The following is a 23,369-nucleotide window of genomic DNA, read 5'->3' as shown; positions in this document are numbered from 1 at the left end:
CTGCACCCCTAGTGGGGTAGGGAAGCACTACTTCTAACCCGAAAAGGGGAAGAAGACACGTTGGCCGGTTTCTGCCGCTTTGTAGGCGGCGAGGCACATTTCCACCGAGAGGCGCCCTTCTTGAGCGGTGCACAACGGTTTGCCGCTTTTGAAGGCGTCAATAAAGGGGCGGGCTACACCGGCGATCCGCTCTCCGTGAGAGGCCGGAATGGGAAGGCCGAGGTCTTGCCAGCCCAACTCGGCCTTGTCGCGCTGATAGAGTTTTACTCCGATGGGATGTGGAGGCTTGATCATGGCCGAAGGAGCATCGCCATGATTCTGAATAATGACGCCTCTGTCACCATATATCTCGGTAGTGTTCTCTCCGGCCAGGGTAACACTGGAGTTATAGACTTCGGCGAACAGGCCATCCTCATAACGGTAGATGGCCACCCCGGTATCATCGGGCGCGACATGGGTTAACACGTTATCAATTTCTGCAATGACCGAAACTGGAGGTTTGCCGAGCATCCAGATGAGCCAGTCAAGGGCATGGGTGGCGTCGTCAAAAAACATGCCAAAGTTGGTTTCGCGCAGAATATGCCATCGGGTGGGGCCTTCCACGAAGTTTTTGTCAAAGAGCACCGGTATACAGTGGCGGCGTCGAATAGTTCCAACACGACCCACGGCACCCTCCTCGACCAACTGCTTCATACGGATGTTTTGGGGGTCGCATCGCATTTGAAAGGCCATACTGAACCAACATCCAGACCGTTCAACCGCAGCGATAATTCGATCGCAATCTGCCAAAGTGATGGCCATTGGTTTCTGTAGGAAAACAGCTTTCCCCGCTTCGAGGGCTGCGACGGCCAGATCGGCATGGCGGTTGGTTTCTGAGGCGATGATCACACAGTCAATATCGTTGCGATTGAGCACATCTTCTAGATGCGGCGAGTAGGGGATACCAAAGTGGGCTGCTTGGCGCTCCCCCCGCGACACATCGCTATCCCAGCAGGCGACAAGCTGGGCATCATCAAACTGACGGATGCGCTCGGCATAGGCGTTCACATGTCCGTGTGCGAAAGAGAGAATGCCGATGCCTATGCGGGCTTGGTTTACCATGGCGCGTAGGTCTCCTTATTTTATTGAGGGCGTAATGCTTTGATGGGCTTTCGTTCGCCAAACAGGGCATCATTTCCTCTCGGTGGCATCGAGTTGGGCGTCCTCTGGCTGCACGGAGCTGGCAGTAAAGCATGGATAGAGCGTTCCATCCTCAAGCTGCAGTAAGAGGGCACCATTTGAGGCGACCTCTACGGCGACGCCTCTTATGTGCCGTCCCTCGATAGAGACCGTGTAGGCCGTGCCTTTTGTTCGGTCGTAGTATTGCCATCGGCGCATGACGCTCTCCTGTCCTCCGATGGCATAGCGTTCTGCCCACAGCTTAAGCGAGGTTGCTATCTGTGCCCCTAACCAAGAGGGGGTTATGCCTTGGATGCCTTCGCGGAGAAAGGAGGTGGCGCGTAGAGCAAGCTCCGGGGGAAACTCCCTAATTTGCAGGTTTATGCCCACACCGATAAGAGGGATGTGTTCTCCTGTCGGCAGTTGCGCCAATTCTATCAAGATGCCCCCGGTTTTTCTGTGGTTAAGGAGGAGATCGTTGGGCCATTTGAGACCGACATCAGGCTTAGGTGGGGTCGGTCGGTCGGACCTCGGGAAGCCCAGTGCCTTGAGGAGGGCACGATGGATCGACTCGGCGACGGCCACACCGGCCAATAAGGAGAGCATGGCAACGGTTTGTAGAGACCCGTCAGGAGGATGAGAGGGCATTGTGAACTTATGGGGATAGAAGAAGGTGGCACAGAGGCTTTCACCGGCGCGAGCGAACCAGGTGCGGCCACGTTGGCCGCGCCCTTGGGTCTGTTCGTCAGCGAGAACGCCATCCCAGCGCTGTAAGGCCAGTGGATCGGAATAAAGTAGATCGCGTGCCACGTCCATCGTGGAGGGAACGCTTGAAAGATGGTAGAGTGCCATAATTATAGCTCGATGCGGAAACCCCCTGCTTCATGAGGCGGGGCTGAAAACGCTGTGCCCTAAGTCCACAGCGGAAAGGGTGACCAACCGCGTAGACTAGTATACTCCATTAACGACACCGTTCCCAGTCGGGAGGAGTGTGGGGGCATGAAGCGGCGGGGAGGCTTTGCGGTTGGGTGGGGCGGAGAGCCGATTACCGTTGCTTTTCTGCCGGGGAGTGTCAGCGACTCGTCATAACGAAGTCCATGCCGATGTCGAGGGCGGGTGCGGAGTGGGTAAGAGCACCGATAGATATGATGTCCACCCCTGTAGCGGCCACCTCGGCGATCGTCTCTAAGGTAATTCCACCGCTGGCCTCGATCATGGCTTGACCGTTAACTAATGCAACCGCTGCGCGCAACTGCTCCGGGGACATGTTGTCGAGAAGAATGACATCGGCACCGGCATTGAGCGCTTCTTGAACTTGATCAAGTGTGTCGCACTCTACGGTGACGCTCATAACATGAGGTGCACCAGCAAGAGCGGCACGCACCGCTTCTGTGATAGAACCACAAGCGGCGATATGGTTATCTTTAATTAAAACGGCATCATAGAGGCCAAAGCGATGGTTATGGCCACCTCCGACTCGCACTGCGTACTTTTCCAAGAGGCGAAGCCCAGGCGTTGTCTTGCGCGTGTCTACAATTCGTAGGCCCTCTCGGCGGGCAGCTGCCACGAACCTTGCGGTAAGCGTGGCGATGCCACTAAGACGTTGCAGGAAATTAAGCGCCACTCGCTCGCCGGTGAGGAGGCTTTGGGCACTACCGAAGAGAGTGGCAAGCGGCGTATTCGCCTCCACCGAGTCGCCGTCCTGCACGATCAACTCCACCTGAACGCTGGGGTCGAGTTGACGATAGACTTCTTGGACAACCGGTAGGCCGGCGATGACACCCGCAACGCGTGTGGTGATATTGGCCTTTGCGCGGGCAGTTGAGGGGATTACGAGTTGCGTGGTGATGTCTCCCGTGCCGATATCTTCCCTAAGAGCCTGTTGCACGATGGAGGCCAAACCGGGGAAATCTCTGGAGAGGGAGTAGGGGCTGGTCTCTTTAGATTTATTAGAGAAGACGTTCATAAAGATTGCGGCAGGAGACCCCCGCATTTAGACGGGAGACGAATGCCACCCTCCTTTCTTGGCAAAGTTTGCTATACTATACCCACGAAAGCTGCATCCCCAAGACGGCTGATACCTACAAAGTTTCAGACTTCGGTCCACAATGACGACGCCTGCCTCCTGTCTGGATGACCCACAAAACCATAGTCTCGGTACGGGGGAACAGCTAGCCGATTCTTTCTGCTTTTAATCGTCCTACGATCACCTCACATGGGGCCCGGTGCAGGAGTGTGTCCACGAGGCGGTAGAATATCTCTTCATTTCCCGTGTCGAGGCTTTGCTGGCTGGTGGCGAACACAACACGTTCTACCTCATACTGTCGGATCATGGCAAGGGCGCCATCAATGAGATCGCGAACACGCTCGATATGGGGGGTAGCCGTAACACCGGCATTTTTCGCAAAGCTCATGGCAACTTCTAGGGCGTGCTGTGCTTCATCCTCCTGTTCGCCGAGGGGGGTATTGAGAGGCAGGTCTCGGGGCACTTCTAGCAGGAAGACAAATGCGACCTCTGAACGTCGGGCGCGTGCCATTTGGGTGGCGAGCCACGCGCCTGGGGTTAGGTCTATTCCCGGTACAAGCAGTACAAGCAGCGATCTGCCTTTAGGGGATAGGGCTGTTGGGGAGACGTTATGAGGCAATCTATGCAAGGAGGCGCGTGCCTCTTCAACCGAGTTCGCGATAGGGAGTTGGGAGCGGATGCCGGGCACGCTTTTGATAACGTTAAGAACATGTTCCGGTAGGTTCGCCACAATAATGCGTTTGCCGGCGGCCTCGATGTCGCGCATGGCTTCTAGAAAGGTTTTGGCGCCCTCCTCGGAAATATCTTGAAGATTAGCGCAATCTATGATAATGCCTTCAGGGTGATCGTGAAGCAGCATGCCGGCCACGGCGCGAATGGTCGGCCACTGATTTTGGCGCAGCGAGCCGGACAGGCGCACGACATCGTCCTGGGTTTCGATAATCATTTCACGCCCCCTGTCTGTTTTTGAGGGAGCGATGTGGGGCTAGTCAGCATTGTTGCCGATGTTCCTGTTTCGCATGGATGAAGGAAGTAGCGGACATTGGTCACCACAACGTCCTCTCTACCGAGCAGAGCCAGTTTAAGGCGAGTTGCCGACTGACCATGTAAAAACGCATGCCACCATTTAGGTGGAACGAACTCTGGGATAACGACGGTGATGGTGGCGTTGGGGCGTTCAAGGTGAATGGCATCGAGATAGCGCATAATCGGCTCAATGAGGGTGCGGTAGGGCGAGTTGAGGATCACAAGCGGCACATCATGTACCCACTGCTCCCAGCGTTGGATGAGCCGCGGCGTCTCTTCCGGGTCTATACAGACATGGACGGCACGGCAGTCGCTAGATATCGAGCGAGCATATTCCAGGGCTTGCATAACGCCACGATGCAGGGTGGGGACGAGGACGAGGACGATGTTTCTTTGAGGTTCTTTAGGAGGGCAGTAGTTATCGAGGGTTAACAGCTTGGCGACATCTTCGTAGTGGGCATGGATTCTTTTGAAAAGATAGACCATGATGGGCACAAGAATTACAACGATCCAGGCACCCTCACGCGATTTTTCGATGATGAGGTCAATAAAGACCAATCCGGTGGCGATGGCGCCCAGGCCGTTGAAGAACGCCTTCACTTGCCAACCTCGAACGACTTTGCGAAGATTGTACCAGTGTACGACCATACCGGCTTGAGAGAGGGTGAAGGCGGTGAAGACGCCGATGGCGTAGAGGGGAATGAGGGCGTCTACGTTGCCTTTTTTCCAGATGATGAGCAGAGCGGCAAAGAGGCCTAGAAGCAGAATGCCATTGGTGAAGACCAGCTTATCGCCGAGATTGGCCATCTGTTTGGGCATATAGCGGTCGCGGGCGAGGATGGAGGAGAGCCGCGGAAAATCGGCATAGCTTGTGTTGGCTGCCAGCACTAAGATGGCCGCGGTAAAGAACTGTGCAGCCCAGTAGAGGAACTGCCATCGTCCTGTTTTGCCAAAGACGGTGCCGGATATCTGGTCTATTACGGCGGGAGCGGTCTGTCCGGCATGTTCCCAGTAAACCACGTGAAAATTCACGGCCAGGTAAGAGATCCCGAGCAGAATGCTGCCGAGAATGATGCCCATATAGACCAGCGTCCATGCCGCGTTATGCGATTTTGGTTCTCGGAAGGCCGGGATGCCATTGCTGACGGCCTCGGTTCCGGTCATGGCGGAACATCCGTTTGCGAAGGCGCTGAGCAGAAGGAAAAGTCCTACGGTACCCACGGTGTTCGCCCCGGGCGATTGTGCGGTAGAGCCATCCCACCAACGCTGGTTGGCATACTGCGGGTGCACATGCCAACCGAGAAAGGCATGCCCAAACGCTCCCAGAAAGATCATGAGATAGCACATGATCACGAAGCCGTAGGTGAAGATGGCGAACATCGAACCGGATTCTTTGAGGCCACGGAGATTGGCCAAGGTGAGCAGGCCAATAAAAAGGAGGCACCAAAGAACGAGATGATCGAAGTGAAGCCATTGCAGCCAGGGAGGAAGCGGCAGGCTTTCGAGGTTTTGAACGCCCGATGCAATGGATACGGCCACGGTAAGCACATAGTCTATGAGAAGGGCGGAGGCCGCGATGAGGCCGGGCAGATCGGGCATAAAGCGGGGTTTTAGGTTATCTTTGGCGACGATGTAAGAGCCGCCGCCGTTGGGATAGCCGTGGATGGTTTGCCAATAGGAGGCGACGACGATCGCCAAGAGAACGACGATGAGAGTGGTGATCAGCATAGTGTAGTGCGAGTAGAGCGGTTGGGCGCTGCTGATCCAAAGTCCGGCGCCACCGAGCACAAGAAGAATCTCTTGGGTTGCATAGGCCACCGAGGAGATTGCATCGGAGGAGAACACCGGAAGGGCTAAAAATTTCGGTAGCAGGGTGTGCTCCATTTGGGAGGAGGAGAGCGGACGCCCAAGAAGGACGCGTATAAACCGTTTGAGGAGCGACGGCTGTGGAGGAGGCACCGGCTCCAACGGTGGGGTTGGCTCTTTTGAACTTATTTGTGGGTTTGGCATGAATGTCCTCACCGCATGACTAGATGGGTTATCTCTCTTTGAAGCATATTAGCACGAAATATGCTCATTTCGTCCAAACATCAGAATATACCCTATAATGGAGCGAATGAGACGTTTTGTGCAAAAACAAAGCTGTGGTTACATTTAGTGCATGTGGTCGCATTCATGATGATCAGGTTCGTGATGATCATGGGCATTCTCATTTGGCAGCGGTTCGAGGCGGCAGTAGGGTTCGGCGGGCTGGCCGCATCCACCGCATTCCGTCTCGATAGTTGCATGGCCTACCGAATAGCGCGTAGCCAGCATCTGTTTGGTCTCGCGAACGACATCGGGAGCCTGATCGATCTTCTCCTTATCCACAATGAGGTGGCAAGAGAGGGCTGTCATCCCGTCGCCGATAGTCCAAACATGCAGATCGTGCACATCGCTGACGCCGGGCACGGCAAGCATGTGCCGAGTCATCTCTTCCACGTTCAGCCCACGAGGAGTGCCTTCAAGCAGCACATTAAGGCTATCACGGATGATGCCCCATGAAGACCAGGCGATAAGCCCTGAGATGCCGATGGAGACCAGGGGGTCAATGAGAGTCCACTTGGTTACGGCGATCAGAACGCCGGCCAGGATCACCCCGATGGAGGCCACAGCGTCCCCCACCATATGCAGGAAAGCGCTACGAACATTGAGGCTATGTTGCGAGGCGCGATGCAGGCCGACGGCAATGACGGTGTTCACCAATAGGGCAATGGCCGCCACGATGATAACGGGCACTCCGGCTACCGGCTCCGGATGAAGTAGGCGTAGAAAAGCCTCCTTGAGCAGCCAGATGGCGAGCACGCACAGCGTAACGGAGTTAATGAAGGCCGCTAGGATACCCACACGATGATAGCCGTAGGTTCGCATGGCATTGGCAGGACGGCGTGCCACGCGAAGCCCATACCAGGATAGGGCCAGCGCCATGGCGTCGGTGAAGTTGTGACCGGCATCGGAGATCAAAACCAAACTGTTAGCCCACAAACCGACACCGATTTCGATGGCGACGAAAAGAATCGTTCCTAGGAGAGAAAAGGCAAGCCGCCTCTCTCCAATGCCTGCAGCATGATGATGGGCGCAGCCGCCATTTCCATGTGTCATCTTCTCACCGTTCCTATGATCATCGTTCTCCTTATTTATTTCAGAAAGTTGACCGTGATTCCTAATAGGATGAGCACGCATCCGATGAGGAGACCTTCGTAGTGTTCAAGCGGTTCTAGATTAAGACGTTTCATTCCTTGCAGGGTAAGCCAAATAAGGGTGAGCATTACTCCCACGGTGATTCCTACGAAAAGCAGGCTCATGAGGCTCAAAACGGCTATGGAGTAGTTGGCACCGACCACGTAGAGCGGGAGAAGATCGAGGCATGGGGAGAGCACCATGCCCATAAAGAGCGTCGCGATGATGGCACTATCTCCTGAAGAAGTCGTCGGCACCGTTTCATGATGATGACCTTTATGAGATACAAGTGTTTGGAGCGCAAAGACGACTCCTAAGCCGATGGTGACGATGGAGATGGCCGTTTTCTCCAACTGGGGTGGCAGATGGAGGTGAGCCCATACCTGTTTGCCGGAGAGCGCGAGCAGGAAGCCGAGGATGACGGTTGCAAAGAGATGTGCAAACCCTGTTGCTGCAGCAACACCAAGCGTGCGGCGCCCTGACCAACGTCGCAGGCGCCCCACGGCTACGAATGTAAGCCAATGGGAGGGCAGAAACCCATGCAAAACCGCCAGCACACAAGCCCCTAGAAGGAGCGCTTGTGCTGACGGATAGGCAAAATTAGAAATAGGCATAAACTCTCTTGCTCACAGTAAAAGGCCGGTACGCCGGTGCAGCAAGAGTCCTCCTCAACTTACTGCTGTCCCTCCTTTTAGTTTACCCTGTTTTGAGCGATAGTTGTTTTGTGTCTTCTTTCTACGATCATCGGTTAGGTTGGTTTGGTTTCTGGTCGGGCTTAATGGCGGGTTGAGCGGGTGGAGAGGCCGGCCTTATGGAGGGAGAGGCGGGCTGCTGAGAGGAAGGAAGGGAGGTGGAGGCAGCCGTCTCGTCGGATTTATGGTTTCCGCCGAAATTGCTGTTGGCGATGACCTGGGCGGCCATAAGCGTTTGCACCACGCGCATCACGTCGTCGGAGGCGGTAGTGGCTGCCGTATGGCCGTCGTTGCCGGCAGTTCCGAAGTTGATGAACTGCCCGTTGGCCAGAGCTGCCGATATCTGGCGTGTTAGTTCAGGGGCCAGTTCAAGCCTTCGCAGCTCGAGGTAGGCCGGGCCGGCTTCGGCGAGGGCTTTCGCCTTCATTTGGATGGATTCGGCTTCTGCGGCTGCGATGGCACGAATGCGGGCGGCTTGGGCACGTCCCTCTGCCTCTTGTTTAATGACGGTCTGCTCGGCGTCGGCGCGAGCTTGGGTGATCTGGGTGGCGGCAAGTTCGGCTTCGCGCTGGGTGCGCACGGCCTGCATGCGCTCGGCCTCGGCGCGGGCTACGGCGGCGCCGTTGGCGGCGATCTGCATATTCAGCTCACGCTCCTGATCGTTGATCTTCTGCTGCGCAACGAGTTGGGCGATGCGGGCACGTTGTTCCTCCTGAGCTTGCACCACGTCGGCGCTCGCTTTGGCGCGTGCTGCCGATTCGCGTCGCCGCGCTTCGGCCACGTCGCTCAGCACGGCCTTGATGTTAAGGCTGTTGAAGGTAAGCCCAAGGTCTTGAAGTTCACGAGAGCAGGCTTCTTTAATAATCACGGCCAGTGCGTCGTCCTCTCCGCGTGCCAATACATCGCTAACGCCCGCGGGCACGAGTGAGGTGGTTGCCGCAGGGGAAGGGGCAGTTCGGGCGTTAAAGAGCTGGTCGAGGGTGAGGAGGTTTATGGCGCGTCGTCCTGCAGAGGAGAGCACGTCGGTGAGGGTAGAGAGCTGGTCTGCCTGCGGTTTCGAGAAGAACTTGTTTGCCGCCGTGATCACCATCGAATCGCTCTCACCGACGCTAACGATGGCGGAGGCTTTCACATTCACCTTCACGGGGGCAGGTCTGCCGTTGGCATCCACATCGGCGGTTTGGTCGGTGATGTCAATATCCACATTAATGGCTTGGGCCGGGATCACTTGGGTGGCCGTGAGGAGGGGGATGACCCAGGCCTTGCAAGGGCCGCGATGAACGCGTGGGGGCCCTCCGCCGGGTCGGCTCACCAGCAGTATCTGGCCGGCATCTACCGTGCGGTAGAAGGCGTTCACGATGATGGGGACGAGAATGATCACCGCTAAAAGAACAGCACAGGCGATGACGATCCACATAGTCGAGTTATCCATGTTCCTATCTCCTTATTTCAATCGGTGACGCAGACATTTCAATGCGACAACGAAACGATGAGGCGCTCTTTTTTCTCATCTACCGACTCCACGCGCAGTCGGTCTCCGACATGCACGGGCATATGGCACTGTTCCGGGGTGAGATAGGCCATCATCTGCACGGCGCGGCCATCGTGTTCTACCTGAACGATGCCTCGGCCGTTTTGAAAATTGGAGACGGCCACCGCTTCGGTAAGCACCAGAGTGGTTAAAGGAGAGGCCGGCGTGGCGCCAAAGCTGGTGAGCCAGTTCCAGTAGGGCCGAAGGACAAACCGTTCAAAGGCAATAGCGGGTAGAATGGCGCTCCACGCGGCCAGCATTTCCGAGAAGTGTAGACCTGCCATGAAGAGCACCCCAAAAGCACCATAGGCCGCCAGAAAGGAAAAGATAGCTCTAGGCGATGGAACAAGGCGCAGCAAGTTAGGCTTTCCCATCTTTGCCGAGATTTTGGCAACGGAGGGCGCGTGGAGATGAACCCCGTGGTGGGCACCAACCGACGCATGGTGTACGTGTACCGCATGGGAGAGCTGACCACCATGGTGAAGAAACCCCGGAAGCGCCATGAGCACAAGCCCGATCAAGCCCGTAAACATGAGCACAATGAAAGTAAACATGGGCCTTTCCTCGCTGCAAAGAGCGCTCGCACCGATTTTTGTCCGTCACTTAGAATATCGAAAAAACGCGATTTTGGTTTCAAAAGCTGAAGTGTGTCGGCTGCTCTTTGCAAGATGCTATTTCGTCATCGGTGCGGCCAGATTCCTTCTTTTAGGTGTGTTATTGGTTTTTAGGACGATAGGCTTTGCCGGTGTATCCGCTCATTTAGGGTGCATTGATGGACAGTTGCCCGTTCTCTTGTGCACGGAGGTAGTTTGTTGGATTGGAGAAGTTTCTTAAAAATGTGGGATGCTCCAAGAAGCCCAAGCAGGAACTCCTCCTGCAGAGGACGAAACATACAAAAAACCAAAATCTGTAGAAGGGAACTTCAACGATGCGCGTTAACACTGAGAACCTGGCGCTGCTCTCTTCTCAATTCCGGGGCTATCTCGAAGGGGAGCGGGTAGACCACTTTTTCGAGACTTACGGTATCAACTTCTCCGCCGGCCATTGGTGCGCCGGTGGGTTCAGCGATCGGTTCTGCCGCTCCTATGCCGAAGTCCCCCTAGATGAGAGTGCGGTGGGGCAGATAGCCCGTGTGGCGGAGGCCGGCATTAAGGGGATCGAGCTGAACAATGAGATGTTTCTAGATGAGCACCTTCAGATTGACGATAACGCTATTCATACCGTGAAACAGGCTCTGCAAGCGCATAACCTAATTGCAACCAACATGAACACGAACATCTGGACAAGAGCGCGCTTTCGGATGGGCAGCATCACAAATCCCGACCCAGGACGTCGTCGTGAGGCGCTGGACTACTGCTTGCAGACGGTGGAGATCGCCAAACGTGTGGGCACACGCAGCGTGCAGCTGTGGCCCGGTTCGGATGGGTGGGACTACCATTTTGAGGTGAACTACGGCAAGCAGCTCGATTGGTTTATCGAAGGGTGTGTGGAGATCGCCAGAAAAGCCAATGGTTACGGCCTACTGTTCGGCACCGAGGCCAAGCAGAAAGAGCCACGCGAAGGCAATATGATCCTCAATACCACTGCGAAGGCTGCGCTTGTTGCCAAGACGGTGAACGAGGCTTTGGGGACAACCGCTATGGGTGTGGTGATAGACTACGGTCATGAGCAGATGGTGGGCAACCAGCCTGCCGATAGTCTCTATCTGCTGAAGCGAATGGGAGTGCCCATCGCCAACTTCCATATCAATGCCGCAAAATACAACTCGAACGACGAGGACCGTGTAACGGGCACCGACGACATCTGGCGTCTCGCCGAGTTCTGCTATGCTGCAGTAGATACGGGCTACGATGGTTGGTTTGGTGAGGACCAATTTACCTACCGCATGGACCCCGTTCGTGCGATGCGGCTTTCCAAAGAGCTGTTTGCGAACGCGATGAAGAAAGCGCTTGCCATCTATTCCGTACGTGATAGGTTACAGCAGGCGCAGGAGTCGGGCGAGGTGGCCAATGTGATTGATGTGGTGAAGCGCATTCTTACCTGCGAATAGTTCAAGTGGTTATGTATCGAGCAGCGATTCAAAGGCGTCGTCTTTTAGAGAGAGGAGGAAGGGGACTAATTTGGTTCTTCCTCCTCCTTTGTTTGATGAGTTGTGGCGTCCCTAAATCTTCGCCAAGAGAGAGAGCACTCGACGCTTTGAGCTTCCGCGACATCGCACCTCGCTGGTCGCACGATGGGCGATATATCGCCTTTTTGCGCGCTCTATCTGATGGGCGCTACCAGTTGTGCGTGGTTGACGCGAAACTACGGCATGTGGTTCCATTGTTGCAACCGGAGATTATCAATCCCGATAGACCGTTTGACGCAAGTAGGGAAAGCTACAGTAGCCCCGATAGGCTCTCCTGGTCGCCTAACGATCGTCAGCTCGCCATAGAGCGCACGGAGTGGTTCCGGTTTGAGGATGGCGAGCGAATGCCCGGCACAGGCTTATGGTTGCTGGATATCGCGAGCGGTGCCCTCGCTCCTCTTGCTTTGCATAAAACGCCTTACCACTCTCTTTTCTACTTCTACCACACCCCCGTATGGTCGCCTGATGGCCGTTATGTGGCTTTTGTCGGTGAGGGGGTCAACGGGCAGAAAGCTATTTTTGTGCATCCGCTCCACGCCCATCAACTGCCGCAGGAGATACCGCCGCGTTTCGATGCCTATACCCAAAGCGATTGGCCTGTCTGGCGTCCAACGTTGCCCTCCCGTGCCGACCCCCAACCCGTTTTGGCGTTTCGCCAGGGCATCGTTCATGCACTCGCCGCGCCTAACACCGAGACGATTCGCCGACTGCAACCCGGAAGTGCCCGGCCGGGTGCAGCTGCGGAGATCGTGAGGGTGCGCGCAGGAGACTATCTCGCGACTCTGCCAACAAAGCCACGTTTTTCCAATATCGCTCTACGGATCAGCGACATCGTATGGAGACCCGACGGGCGCGCTCTGGCCTTCGTGCTTACACCGGACGCCCTCAATTTCCATCGGTATGAGATATGGATGGTGGATGCACGGGGTCGCCATCTACGGCGCATTAGCCCACGAGATGGAAAGGGTTATTTTGCCCCTGAATGGATCGGGAAAGACAAGGTGGGTGCGCTTTCACCGCACGGCTCTCGCTTTGATGTGGTGGTATTCGATCTCAGCACAGGGCACCACTGGGTTGTAGGGACAATAGACAGCGCCGACATAGATTGGTCGCCCGATCGGGCCTATATTGTCTATGCCACCGCACGAAACCGTCCGCTAGCGGAGGGAAGAACGACTTTGAAACTGCTAGAAACCGGGCTTTATGCAACGACAGAGGTCGCTTCGGCACGGGTTCCGTTGGGGCTTCCGTTCAAAAAGGAGTAGGACTATGCGAATCCGTTGGTTTATGCTACGAGTTTTTCTTTGTTACGTACTCGTAGAAAGTGCTGGGGCTTATGCGGCAGCGCTCCCTTCCGCCGGAGTGACGATTAGCTATCGCCTAAAGCCGATTTTAGGCAGCAATCCTTATTTAGAGATCACCCTGCGGGTGCCTAAAGTGCAAAACCCCTGTTTCCAAATGCCTGTGTGGTGTCCAGGAGACTATCATGTACAGAATTTTGCCCAATACGTTTCCCATCTGCAGGCAGAAGACGGGTATGGCAGAGCATTGGCTATAAAACGGCTCGATGAAAACACCTGGCAAGTGCAGACGAATGTTGCGGAAGATATCGTTATCTCCTATAGAATCCCCCAGGAGCCGCCAGGCATTTTTTGTGAGAACGTGCAGATAAGGCCCGACCAGGTTTTTGTGAGCGGGACGGCCGCTTTCCTCTACGTGGTGGGAGAGAAAGAGTGCCCTACTCGGCTCGAGGTGAATGCGCCCAAAGGCTGGCAGGTGATCGTGCCGCTTACATCCGAGCAGACGGCTGAAGGCGTTGTCTATAGTGCGGAGGACTACGATGCGCTCACCGACGCGCCGATTCTCATCGCTGCGCCGGCCGACCTGCTGATACAGCAGTTCGTGGTAGACGGCATTGTCCACCGTGTGATCTTTTTCGATCATCTGCAGGAGGTAACGGAGCCTCAGACCCTCACAAAGATTTTGCAGCGCATTGTGCAAGCGGAAGGAGCCATGATGGGGGGCCTCCCTTATTCACAATACATTTTCTACTTTGATGTAGATGGCCATGGAGGGGGTTTAGAGCATCGAAACTCTGCGCGTTTAGTCTATCTGCCGGAGGAGACCCTAACCGATTTCGCCGCTTTTGCCGCCCACGAGTTCTTCCATTTGTGGAATGTTAAGCGGATTCGTCCGAGGGTGTTGGGGCCGTTCGACTACATACATCCACCTCATACGCGTAGCCTTTGGTTTGTGGAGGGCGTTACGGACTATTTCGCCTGGCTATCCATTTTACGCGCAGGTCTCATTACACCGCAACAGTTTTTAGCCCACTGGCGGCGGGCTATTCAGAGCTATATGGCCAATCCGGCACGGCTGCAGGTAAGCGCAGAGCAGGCGAGTTGGCGTGTATGGGATGCCGGCAACAGTGAAGGCTACGGCGGGCTATCCTATTATGATAAGGGCGCATTGATAGGACTTTGTCTCGATCTTGAGTTGCGTTATATGACGCACAACACTCGGAGCCTGGCCGATGTGATGCGGCTTCTTTTACGTCGCTATTCCCCTCCACATGCCGGCTATACGGCAGAGGACCTGCGAAACGCGATGAATGAGGTAGCTGAGAGCGATTTATCTCACTTTTACGATAGGTTGACACAAACAACGGAAGAGATGCCCTTTGGAACGTGCCTTGCTCATGCAGGACTAGATGCGGATTGTGAACCGATTCCGGATGCTGCTGAGGAGGCTATCGCACTTCGAGACAGGTGGCTAAAGGGACGTTAAAGGCTCTACACGGTTTCGTATGTTTGATCTCTTCTCTTTTCCTCATGATCTTGTCTCTGCAGGCATCGGCAGGATACAAGGAGAGGTTTGAAGAAACTTCTTTAAAAAAGCATAGAGGAGCCTCGAAGTTTGAAACGATATGGGATTGTTTGCCTTGGAACGCTGCTTCTGTTCGGTATTTTGGGCAGGGGAGCAAAAGCCAGCTTTCCGCCGAAGCCTTTAGCGCACCGTGTGTTTCCCGCCAGCCGTTTTTCAATAGACCGAATTTTAGCCAGGCCTTACGATAGCACGGTTCCCTTCGGGGCCTCTGGGGATCGTGTTTGGGCTACAAGCCCGCAAGGATGGGCGTTTCGTGATGGGGTGCAGCTGCTCTACATCACAAATCTCGATGCTTTTGACCTTGATATTGCCGCCGACGGTCAATCATACATCGTGCAAAAAGCGACGTATGCGCCAAGCCATGTGCATATGGTGGGGGCACCCGGTACGCTGCTAAAAGCGACAGCCTCTTTTACCTATGTTATAGACAACGCTCAGAACCCATTAACTCCGCCCTTCGTGCCTGAAAAGCGATGGACTTGCTGGTCAAGCGGACACCGAGTAGATACTTACACGGTCGCTTTGGGTGGCTCACGAAAGCTTACGGGTTTAGACCTCTATTTTTATAACGACATCCCACGGGGTGGGGGATGTGCGCCACCGGCCCAGATGGAGGTTTTATTCTATCGGCATGGGCGATGGGTGCCTTGGGGACAACTATTAAACGACCTGAAGCCGGATAAAAATACCCTGCATTTCGATCCACCCCAGCTGGCTGAAAGAGTGCAACTGGTCTTTCATCACCGTGGGACAAATCTATATACCGGGCTGTATGGTTTTGACCCACACTATGCCCCTGAAACAAGGCGGCATGAGTTTCGCTCTCCACTGCATATCGAGGGAGATAAGTGGATCACTCAGAATGATGTGTTGGTTGCCGAAATTCGGGTGACAAACCCATCAACGACGGCGCATCCTTTTTCCATCGTGATGTCATCCGATTTAAAATCGGGCACCGATCGCTTTGTGGAGATGCGAAAGATTGATGGCTATCCGGTATGGTTAGAGGCGGTTGGATTCGATGGGAAGAGCGAGGGAGTTCATTTTACAGAGAAAATCCCCGCCAAAAAATCGCGCCGTTTTCTGTTCGCCTGTGCGCTTGCGACCTCACTCTCTGGGGCGCACGAGAAGCTAGAGGCTGAATTACGCTCCCTCCATCCTTTAGAGCAGCAAGTGATGGTCTATCAGGGGTGGTTCGATAAGAACATCGCCTACTTCGCTTGCAGCGACCCACTCGTAACGAAAATGTATTACCATCGTTGGTATTTGCTGAAAAAGAACGGCATGAACCCACGCATGGGGCACCTTATGTATCGCGCCTTCTCGGAGGGGCGTTGGACTTCTGACTGGTATGCCAACGTGATCTCTTACGGGGCCGGGCATCAGATGTATGAGGCGCGGTGGTTGCGCGACCCCTCTTACTGCTGGGGGCATCTGTTGACCTTTGTAAGCAATCCTCGGCCTGATGGCATCTATCCGAGCCACGTAACCTTACAAGGGCAGCAAGGTGGGCAGTACACGGACTGGATCACCTCTTGTGCTTGGGGGTTGAATGAGGTGCATCCGAACAAGGCTCTCTTAAAGCGGATCGCCCCTGCGCTGGAGCGCAATGTGCAGGGATGGCAGAAGGTTTACGGTTGGGATGGCAGTCCGCTCTTGGTGGTAGATAGTCATTGGTGGACGGGTATGGAGTGGCAGCCGGCCTTCTTTTCGTTTGCCCATTATGAGACCGGAGGCGGAGCGGGCACCGATCCAAAATACATGACTCCGCTACGTCGGGTAGACCTTACCGCCTACAACTACGGCAATGCGGTGGCGGTGGCCAAAATAGAGCGATTATTGGGGCGCAACGCCCTGGCCGAGAAGATGGAACGATTGGCGAAAGCCATTCGTGAAGCCGTTATCGCGAAGATGTGGGATGCAAAAGACCATTGGTTTGTAGACCTACGGGCGTCTGATGATGCACCTTCGTCGGCTTTGGAGGTGATCGGTCTCTATCCGTTCGCGTTTGATCTGCCTCCAGCGGGTAGGGGCTACGAAACGGTTTGGGAAACGGCGCTGAACCCCAACCTCTTTTGGACGCCATGGCCGATCGCATCTACGGCAAAGAGCTGTCCCGCCTACTCTCAAGATGGCTGGCCGGTTGGCCCTGGAGGAAGTGTGTGCATGTGGAACGGTCCTACATGGCCTCATGCCAATAGTTTGGTGATGCGGGCTATGGCCAACACTTTGCGCCACTACGCCCCCTGTGCGCTTACCCGTCAGAAGTTTTACGAGCTTTTCTACTCGTTTACGAGGGCGCAGTATAAAAACCAGAATCCTCTATATCCCTGGACGGGCGAGTTCTACAACGGGGAGACGGGGCAATGGAAAACCGATCAGCGGGATTACTTCCACTCCACATGGATCGATCCGTTAATCAGCGACCTCATTGGGCTTGTTCCGCGTTCCGATGACGTTCTTGAAATAGACCCTCTGTTGCCGGATGGGGCATGGCATTGGTGGATTTTAGATGGACAAGCCTATAGGGGGCATGATATCACCATCGCCTACGACGCGGGTGGGGGGCATATCGCAAATGGCTTTCGCGGGTTTGCCGTCTATTTAGACGGCAAGCCGATTCTGCACGCGGCCCATCCGGTGCATTTGCGTTACGATATGCAACGGCACAAGCTGTTATCACCTCCCTAAGATCAAAGCCCCAAGGTAGGCGCGATGGCTTGGAGGGCTTCAATGCAGTTGGCGATATGTTCTTCAAGAGGAATACCAAGCTCCTCGGCTCCTCGCGCAATGCCTTCTCGGCTGACATTACGTGCGAAGCCGCTCTGCCGCATCTTTTTAAGCACGGAGTTCACTTCGACCTCGGCCAAAGTGCGAGAAGGGCGCGTGTAGGCCACGGCGAGAATGAAGCCACAAAGCTCATCTACCGCGTAGAGAGTTTTGGCCAGAAGGGTGTTGCGAGGAATATGAAGATACTCCGCATGGCCTCCAATCGCCTCGATCATCTCCGGAGGCCAGCCCTGTTTAGAGAGCACTTTCATGCCGACGGTGGGGTGCTTGGGGGGATCGGGGTTGCGTTCATAGTCAAAATCGTGTAGAAGCCCGGTATTGCCCCAAAGCTCCTCATCCTCACCGAATTTGCGCGCATAGAAGCGCATGGCGGCTTCTACAGCAAGCATATGTTTGCGAAGACTTTCGCTTTGCGTCCATTCGGTTACGAGCTGCCAAGCGGCCTGTCGGTCGTGCATAAGATGGTACTTACCCTCTGCGGATGATAGTTTGTCACTTATTATACTGTTTCACGAGAAGGATGTTGTCTGTAACCTTTAGGGCAAGCTGCCTAAAGAATGCCAGAAGCATCGTCTACTCTATCGCCTCATCATACCGCAGCAACAGACGCCACTCCCCCGTTTGCATGTTCAAACCATACACATAGTGCTCATTCCATGCATAGACATAACCGTCCTCCCCAAACACAAAATCCCCTATCCCATGCATCGCCTCGCCCTTCCCATATTCCTCCGCCCGCTTATAATACGGCAAACGATACAGTATCTCCCCCTCCTCTCTCCCCACCTCCCAACGATAAATCACACGACCCTGCGTCCCATAAATCCGCCCGTCCGTACCCAGAAACCATGACCAGCTATGATAATCCTCCCAACTCACCGGCTCCTCCCGAAGCACAAAAACCACCCGCTCCCAACGACGCTCCTTCACCCAATAACGATAGACCTTCCGTTCCTGCACGGAACCCGATGGGGTGCCCTCCGAGGAAGAGGAATCTGCTGCCCTCTCTTGGCCAAACAGATTAACAAACCGATTAAAAGGATAGTACAAGGCGCCCTGTGGATGCCATAACAGACTAGCACCTCCTACTATGTACGAAGAGTAGGTCGTAGGAACTTCCTTTGACCGGTTTTGACGGGCCTGTTTCCAGCTCAGAGGAGTTCTGCACAGGTGCCATAAAACCTCGAAGCGTCTTTGGGGGATGTGGTAGCCGAACAGCACCCCCTCCCCATGTTCCCCTCCGGCATCCGTCATGCCGTACAGCCAGCCCTCCGCCCCTAAAACCAGTGCCTCCAACGGATGGGCGCCCTCCGGCCCCGCAAAACTGTGCAGTATCTGCATCTGCTTGCTCTGCAGGTCGAAGCGATACAGGGTTCCGGCATTGTGTTGGCCTCCGAACAAACTCACGCCGTAGAGGCCTCCCTCCTCCGTCCAGACCGGCAATCCGATGGGGTGTCGTGGCCCTCCCTCTTCTCCCTGATAGAGCATCTCGACGGTTTGGGTGTTGGGGTCGAGGGCATAGAGGGTTCCGGTATCGAAGTCTCCTCCTCGGAGGGTAATGCCGTAGAGAATGCCGTTGGGAGCCTGTCGGAGGCCGGCTACCGGTTGGCCTGCAGGGTCTGCTGCAAAGGGATGGACGATTTGTGGGGGTTGGTTTGGGGAGAGGTGGAGGAGGAGTCCTTGTTGGGCTTGGCCTCCGTTGAGGGTAGTGAGATGTCCTGTAGGGGAGGCACCGGTGCAGAGGCCGTAGCGTGGGGTGAAGGGATAGCGGGGTTGGGGGTCTCGTTGCCAGAGGATGTCTACGGTTCCTTGGAAGACCTCTGCCAGTCCGAGGAGTTGGGTATGGGCGGCCATAAATTCGAGGACATCGGGGGGAATGGGGAGGGCCGCGGGGCTAGGTTGTTGAGGGAAATGGGGCGGGAGGAGGGTGAGAACAAAGAAGGTAGGGAAACCGCCTAGGCTGGAATCTCGTGTTTCGCCGATGGTATCCTCTCCGTAGGCGAGGAACTGCTGGTGGGTGAGGAGCAGGTAGAGGTCGGCATCGTAGGAGAGGAGGTAGTTGAAGGGGTCAATCTGTTTTGGGAAATAGGGGTCGCCGTACTGCCAGAGGATGCAGGCTTGGGGGTGGTGGGCAAGCCATTGGGAGACGATACGTTGATGGTGGTGTTCTTGTGTCTCAATCGTCTGGCTTTCGATTTCTCTCAAGGTTTGTAGGTCGGATATTCGAGGGCTAAGGAAGGCGAGGAAATCCGTCCAGTGGTCATCGGTGTCCCAGGTGAAGGTGTCGAGGTATTGTGGTGGGAGGAAAGAGAAGAAGTGTCCGTGTTCGAGGGTATGGTGTTTAAAGAAGAAGAAGCTGAAGCCGGAGACGGGTGCGGGGAATGCTTTCTTGAGGAGGCGCTTCTCGAACGCGATTTTATTGGGTTGGAAGGGTAGAAGGACTTCTTGGATGTTTGGGTACATAGAGCGATCTCTCCATAGGCTAGCTTCAAGAGTTATTATACTATGTAGCGAGCAGGAAATAGGCTGTTGACTAGTAGTGGTGCCTAGTTTCAATGCCACCAGGAACGGTATATCCATTTGTCTTCCACTATATTGCCGTCAGGAAAGATGAGATACTTCTCTCCGGGATAGTCGGGGAATAGACCTTGAGGATGCCAGTCCCAGTGGGGGCCTCTTGGATACGGATGGCCTAGGTCATTATGTAGGTCGCCATAAATAGGATTACGCCAATTTCCTCCGCGTGGAGGTCTCCCGCTACCTCTCCACTCGTAAACAGGAGGACCTTCTTGACCTTCTGGTGGTAGGGCACGGCCGTAAGGTACAAGTTTTTCTCCATTTAGTAGTGCTGCTTCCTCTGCTTCGGGGTCAGGAGGTTCCCACCTTTCGCCAAGCGGACCGCGCATAGGGTCAGTCCAATTGGTTATAGGCGGCCGCTCTATGGGGCAGCTCAGTTCTCCTGCAGCCTCCCCTGCAGCACCGGCCAAATCCCCCGCCTCGCCCGCAAGACCTCCCACTGCGGAGGCTCCGCCTGCCGCCGGGGCCGCAGCCCCTGCTAATAAACTCCCAACAATCCGACCACAGGCTTCGGGATCGTTGGCCATGGAAAGCGTGTTGATGGTATTCTTTAACCCGTTAAGGAGCGCAGCAGGAACACAGCCGATACCACAATGCAAGGCTAAGGAGATAAGGTTACCTAGACCGGGGCAGGCTTCGGGATGTGTCATGCAGAGGACGGTCTCGGCTCCTCCTTCTGCTTCTCCGGCGAGGAAACGTCCGGCATCTCCCCAATAGCTCATTCCAGTGGGGTCAATGAAGGCGAGGGGGTTATTGGCAGCGTAGCCGTAGAGGTTGAGGCTGCCGGCATAGCCTAAAGGGTCACGGCTGAGGAAGCGGCCGCTGAAAGTGTCGTAGTAGCGGGCACCGAGACGGTAGAGACCGGTTTCTGCGTCTCGATAGTAGCCCCATTGGCCTCCGAAGCCAGCATAGGGGTCTGAAAGGTCTAGAGGGCCGCCGTAGCAGTAACCGTAGGCATCGTAGCTAACAGGGCCGTTGAGGATGCCGCCGTAGGTTTCGGCAATGCAGTTGCCGAAGGGATCGAAGGCGTAGAAGCGGCCGGCGCCTTCGCTGTGGCGGGCGCAAAGGCCGTTTGGCCCCCAGGTGTTGATGGCTACGATGTTCCCGTTACCGTCAAGCTCGCAAAGGGGCGAGATGCCGAGGTTAAGGAAGTAGCGGGTACCGGACGGGGTGTGCTTGGCGATTCGCCGGCCGAAGGGGTCTTCATCGTAGGTGATCTGCTGCTGACTGGCGTTGATAATAGACTGAAGCTGGTTGCGTGCGTTCCAGGCCAACTGGTAGGAGCCTGTTAAGACGGGGTTGCCGTTGGGGTCGTAAGTCCATGCGGTGTTTTGGTTGTCGGGGTTATAGCCGAAGGCTTGTGTACGCAGTTGGGTAGGGTTGCCTACGGCGTCGTAGGAATGTCGGTAGCTAAAGCCGGGTAGGTTGCCGTTGCGGCTTACGGGCAGGGAGGTTCCTCTGTTCTGTTCGGAGAGGAGCTGCCCTAGAATGGGGGGCTAGGCATCGAAGTTCGTTGGGTGCCCTCCCCATCACAAAAGGGTGGAAGCGTCTACTGGTGTGTTTGAGCGTCGCTAGCTGTGTACGATAGAACCTTAAATTGGAGATGCCAGTTTACATGTAGGGCTTTTCCATCCGCTTCGGCGTAGGGATAGATGAAGTAGTTTAATGGGCCGGCCTTTTGATGGGGTGAGAGCACGATGTCGCGACCACGGGAAACATCTACGGCGGTTCGAGGTAAGTAGAGAGCGCCAAAAAGCCTGTTGGCCATTTGAGGGTAGCCGTGATCGTTCCAGCGTATCGCGTCGGCGGCATCCATCGGCATCCAGCCTTTGTGCGGAACGTTAGCCCAAACCCAACAATGGTATCCACCAATGGTGCCTTCGGTGGGTAGAGGATTGGGAGCGGGAATGCCGGTGAGAGGAAATCCAAAAGCGATGTACGCTGGGATGCCGAGGCTGCGCAGAAGAGTAACCAACACACTGTGAATATCGGAACAGTTGCCTTTTTTGTAGCTGCAGACAAAGGCCACATCCCCGTTGCCGTACTCTGGTGAGGAGTCGCTGTAGTCATATCGAAAGTGTTGCGTAACATAGGCGAAGAGGCGCTCGGCTTTATCGTAAGGGGCGGAGGCGGAAGCGGTCTGTTGGCGGGCGAGGGCGGTGTAGGGCCCTCCTACGGGCACCAGCCGATCCGGCTGCAGAAACAGAGCGGAGACCAATGGGAAAGGCCGGACCGATGGAAACCGTGGGGTGGCATAGCGGGTAACGACCCAGCTCACCTCAAGGGAAATAGGGTGTTGGTTGGGATGGTCGAAAACGAGATAGGCCATTCGGTTGTGATAGCGCTCCTCTTGGGTAAGCCGGTAGGGCACCGGAGCGTGGATGGAGACCTGCAGAACGCGTTGCTGAGGGCTATCGGATGGAATCGGTATCCAGAGCCGTATCTGTTTCGTTTGGAGGGATGGCGGCCGCAGGGTGACGGTTTCGGTGAAACGCGTGGTGAGCGCTTCGGGGTTTACGGGCGGCGGGTTTTGGGCGCGGGAAGCCGATACCATCCAACAGGCAAGGAAGGCAGTAGCGCAGAAGGTGAGGCTGTGCGATTTCATAAGTCTGTTCCTCTGAAGGTAACGTTCTTTTCGGGCATGAAGGCCAAATCCACAATGACCGGCAGATGGTCGGATGCAAGCCAGATAACCCGTTCGGCGGCGAGCACGCGAAAGTTAGGGGTGTGGAAAATGTAGTCTATGCGCACTTGCGGGTTCAAAGCGGGAAAGGTGGCGAAGGGCGCCGATAGCATAGAAGCATCCTGGAGCGGGGTATTTTCCAACAGGATGTGGACGGGAAGCGATTCGGGATGGTCGTTTAAATCGCCACAGAGCACGTAAGGGGATGGGGTGCGCTTCAGGTATGTTGAAAGGACTTTCGCTTGCCGAATCCGCTCGGTGGGTAGAAGTCCCCAGTGCGTATTGAAGACGGTGATGGGCCCTATAGGGGTTTGGAGGCGACATTCAAGCGCCCCACGTGGCTCGCATTGAAAGGGAAGACGGTGGTAGCGAACCTCAAGGATGGGCCATCGGGAGGCAATGGCGTTGCCGAACCCCCAAAAACAGAGGCCGAAACAGCGATGGAAACAGAGACGCATTTGAAGCTCACGGGCAAGGCGGCGAGGCTGGTTGGAGAGCCGGGAATGAGGAAGGAAGGCATGAACTTCCTGAAGGCAGATGACGTCGGCTCGCAACTGGTTTAGGTGCGAGGCGATGCGAGAGATGGAAAAACGTCCATCAACTCCAAAACCACCGTGCATGTTGTAACTGACGATGCGCATCTGTTAGAACAT

18 protein-coding genes are annotated in these 23,369 nt (G+C 55.4%); 4 read left to right on the top strand and 14 right to left on the bottom strand.

The window, feature by feature from the left end:
* Nucleotides 1–33: 33 nt before the first annotated feature.
* From VKV29_RS07185 to VKV29_RS07145, 9 genes are all read right to left on the bottom strand, one after another.
* Entirely contained in the window at nt 34–1,101 is a 1,068-nt protein-coding gene (locus tag VKV29_RS07185; RefSeq protein WP_324200625.1) for a Gfo/Idh/MocA family oxidoreductase, read from the bottom strand.
* A 69-nt stretch (nt 1,102–1,170) separates the two neighbouring features.
* The gene (locus tag VKV29_RS07180) at nt 1,171–2,010 is read right to left on the bottom strand and encodes a biotin--[acetyl-CoA-carboxylase] ligase (RefSeq protein WP_324200624.1); all 840 of its coding nucleotides are present in this window, start codon (nt 2,008–2,010) and stop codon (nt 1,171–1,173) included.
* Nucleotides 2,011–2,230: 220 nt separating this feature from the next.
* Complete coding sequence (gene nadC / locus VKV29_RS07175) at nt 2,231–3,124, bottom strand: carboxylating nicotinate-nucleotide diphosphorylase (protein WP_324200623.1); 894 nt, start codon at nt 3,122–3,124, stop codon at nt 2,231–2,233.
* 205 nt (nt 3,125–3,329) lie between these two features.
* Entirely contained in the window at nt 3,330–4,130 is an 801-nt protein-coding gene (locus tag VKV29_RS07170) for an STAS domain-containing protein (RefSeq protein ID WP_324200622.1), read from the bottom strand.
* The gene (locus VKV29_RS07165) at nt 4,127–6,220 is read right to left on the bottom strand and encodes an APC family permease (RefSeq protein ID WP_324200621.1); all 2,094 of its coding nucleotides are present in this window, start codon (nt 6,218–6,220) and stop codon (nt 4,127–4,129) included. Before VKV29_RS07165 ends, VKV29_RS07170 begins: the two co-directional genes overlap by 4 nt.
* A 144-nt stretch (nt 6,221–6,364) precedes the next feature.
* Nucleotides 6,365–7,351, bottom strand: a complete 987-nt coding sequence (locus VKV29_RS07160) for a cation diffusion facilitator family transporter (RefSeq protein ID WP_324200620.1) — start codon at nt 7,349–7,351, stop codon at nt 6,365–6,367.
* A 35-nt stretch (nt 7,352–7,386) separates the two neighbouring features.
* Nucleotides 7,387–8,043, bottom strand: coding sequence for a hypothetical protein (locus tag VKV29_RS07155; protein ID WP_324200619.1), 657 nt, complete (start codon nt 8,041–8,043; stop codon nt 7,387–7,389).
* A gap of 127 nt (nt 8,044–8,170) precedes the next feature.
* Nucleotides 8,171–9,553 carry a hypothetical protein gene (locus VKV29_RS07150; protein WP_324200618.1) on the bottom strand — a complete coding sequence of 461 codons (1,383 nt, stop codon included), beginning with the start codon at nt 9,551–9,553 and terminating at the stop codon, nt 8,171–8,173.
* A gap of 38 nt (nt 9,554–9,591) precedes the next feature.
* Nucleotides 9,592–10,206 (bottom strand): hypothetical protein, encoded by a 615-nt coding sequence (locus tag VKV29_RS07145; RefSeq protein WP_324200617.1) that lies wholly within the window; start codon nt 10,204–10,206, stop codon nt 9,592–9,594.
* Between the two features lie 374 nt (nt 10,207–10,580).
* Between VKV29_RS07145 and VKV29_RS07140 the strand changes: the two genes are divergently transcribed.
* The 4 genes from VKV29_RS07140 to VKV29_RS07125 all read left to right on the top strand — a co-directional run bounded on the left by VKV29_RS07140 (nt 10,581) and on the right by VKV29_RS07125 (nt 17,357).
* Complete coding sequence (locus VKV29_RS07140; RefSeq protein WP_324200616.1) at nt 10,581–11,702, top strand: sugar phosphate isomerase/epimerase family protein; 1,122 nt, start codon at nt 10,581–10,583, stop codon at nt 11,700–11,702.
* A gap of 146 nt (nt 11,703–11,848) precedes the next feature.
* On the top strand, nt 11,849–13,045 hold the full coding sequence (locus VKV29_RS07135; protein ID WP_324200615.1) for a hypothetical protein: 1,197 nt from the start codon (nt 11,849–11,851) through the stop codon (nt 13,043–13,045).
* Nucleotides 13,046–13,049: 4 nt separating this feature from the next.
* Nucleotides 13,050–14,567, top strand: coding sequence for a hypothetical protein (locus VKV29_RS07130; protein ID WP_324200614.1), 1,518 nt, complete (start codon nt 13,050–13,052; stop codon nt 14,565–14,567).
* A gap of 129 nt (nt 14,568–14,696) precedes the next feature.
* On the top strand, nt 14,697–17,357 hold the full coding sequence (locus VKV29_RS07125; protein WP_324200613.1) for an MGH1-like glycoside hydrolase domain-containing protein: 2,661 nt from the start codon (nt 14,697–14,699) through the stop codon (nt 17,355–17,357).
* Nucleotides 17,358–17,359: 2 nt separating this feature from the next.
* Here VKV29_RS07125 and VKV29_RS07120 read toward each other — a convergent pair whose 3' ends face one another.
* The 5 genes from VKV29_RS07120 to VKV29_RS07100 form a co-directional block, all read right to left on the bottom strand.
* Nucleotides 17,360–17,914 carry an HDIG domain-containing metalloprotein gene (locus VKV29_RS07120; RefSeq protein ID WP_324200612.1) on the bottom strand — a complete coding sequence of 185 codons (555 nt, stop codon included), beginning with the start codon at nt 17,912–17,914 and terminating at the stop codon, nt 17,360–17,362.
* A gap of 115 nt (nt 17,915–18,029) precedes the next feature.
* Entirely contained in the window at nt 18,030–19,919 is a 1,890-nt protein-coding gene (locus tag VKV29_RS07115; RefSeq protein ID WP_324200611.1) for a choice-of-anchor tandem repeat GloVer-containing protein, read from the bottom strand.
* Between the two features lie 89 nt (nt 19,920–20,008).
* Nucleotides 20,009–21,307, bottom strand: coding sequence for an RHS repeat-associated core domain-containing protein (locus VKV29_RS07110; RefSeq protein ID WP_324200610.1), 1,299 nt, complete (start codon nt 21,305–21,307; stop codon nt 20,009–20,011).
* A 275-nt stretch (nt 21,308–21,582) separates the two neighbouring features.
* Entirely contained in the window at nt 21,583–22,638 is a 1,056-nt protein-coding gene (locus tag VKV29_RS07105; RefSeq protein WP_324200609.1) for a transglutaminase domain-containing protein, read from the bottom strand.
* On the bottom strand, nt 22,635–23,357 hold the full coding sequence (locus VKV29_RS07100; RefSeq protein WP_324200608.1) for an endonuclease/exonuclease/phosphatase family protein: 723 nt from the start codon (nt 23,355–23,357) through the stop codon (nt 22,635–22,637). The genes VKV29_RS07105 and VKV29_RS07100 overlap by 4 nt, the downstream gene beginning before the upstream one ends.
* Between the last annotated feature and the right edge of the window lie 12 nt (nt 23,358–23,369).

The sequence above is a fragment of the Chthonomonas sp. genome (assembly GCF_035294165.1).
Taxonomy (GTDB): domain Bacteria; phylum Armatimonadota; class Chthonomonadetes; order Chthonomonadales; family Chthonomonadaceae; genus Chthonomonas.
Note: the sequence above shows the minus strand (reverse complement) of the source record. Positions and strands in the feature narration are given on the sequence as shown.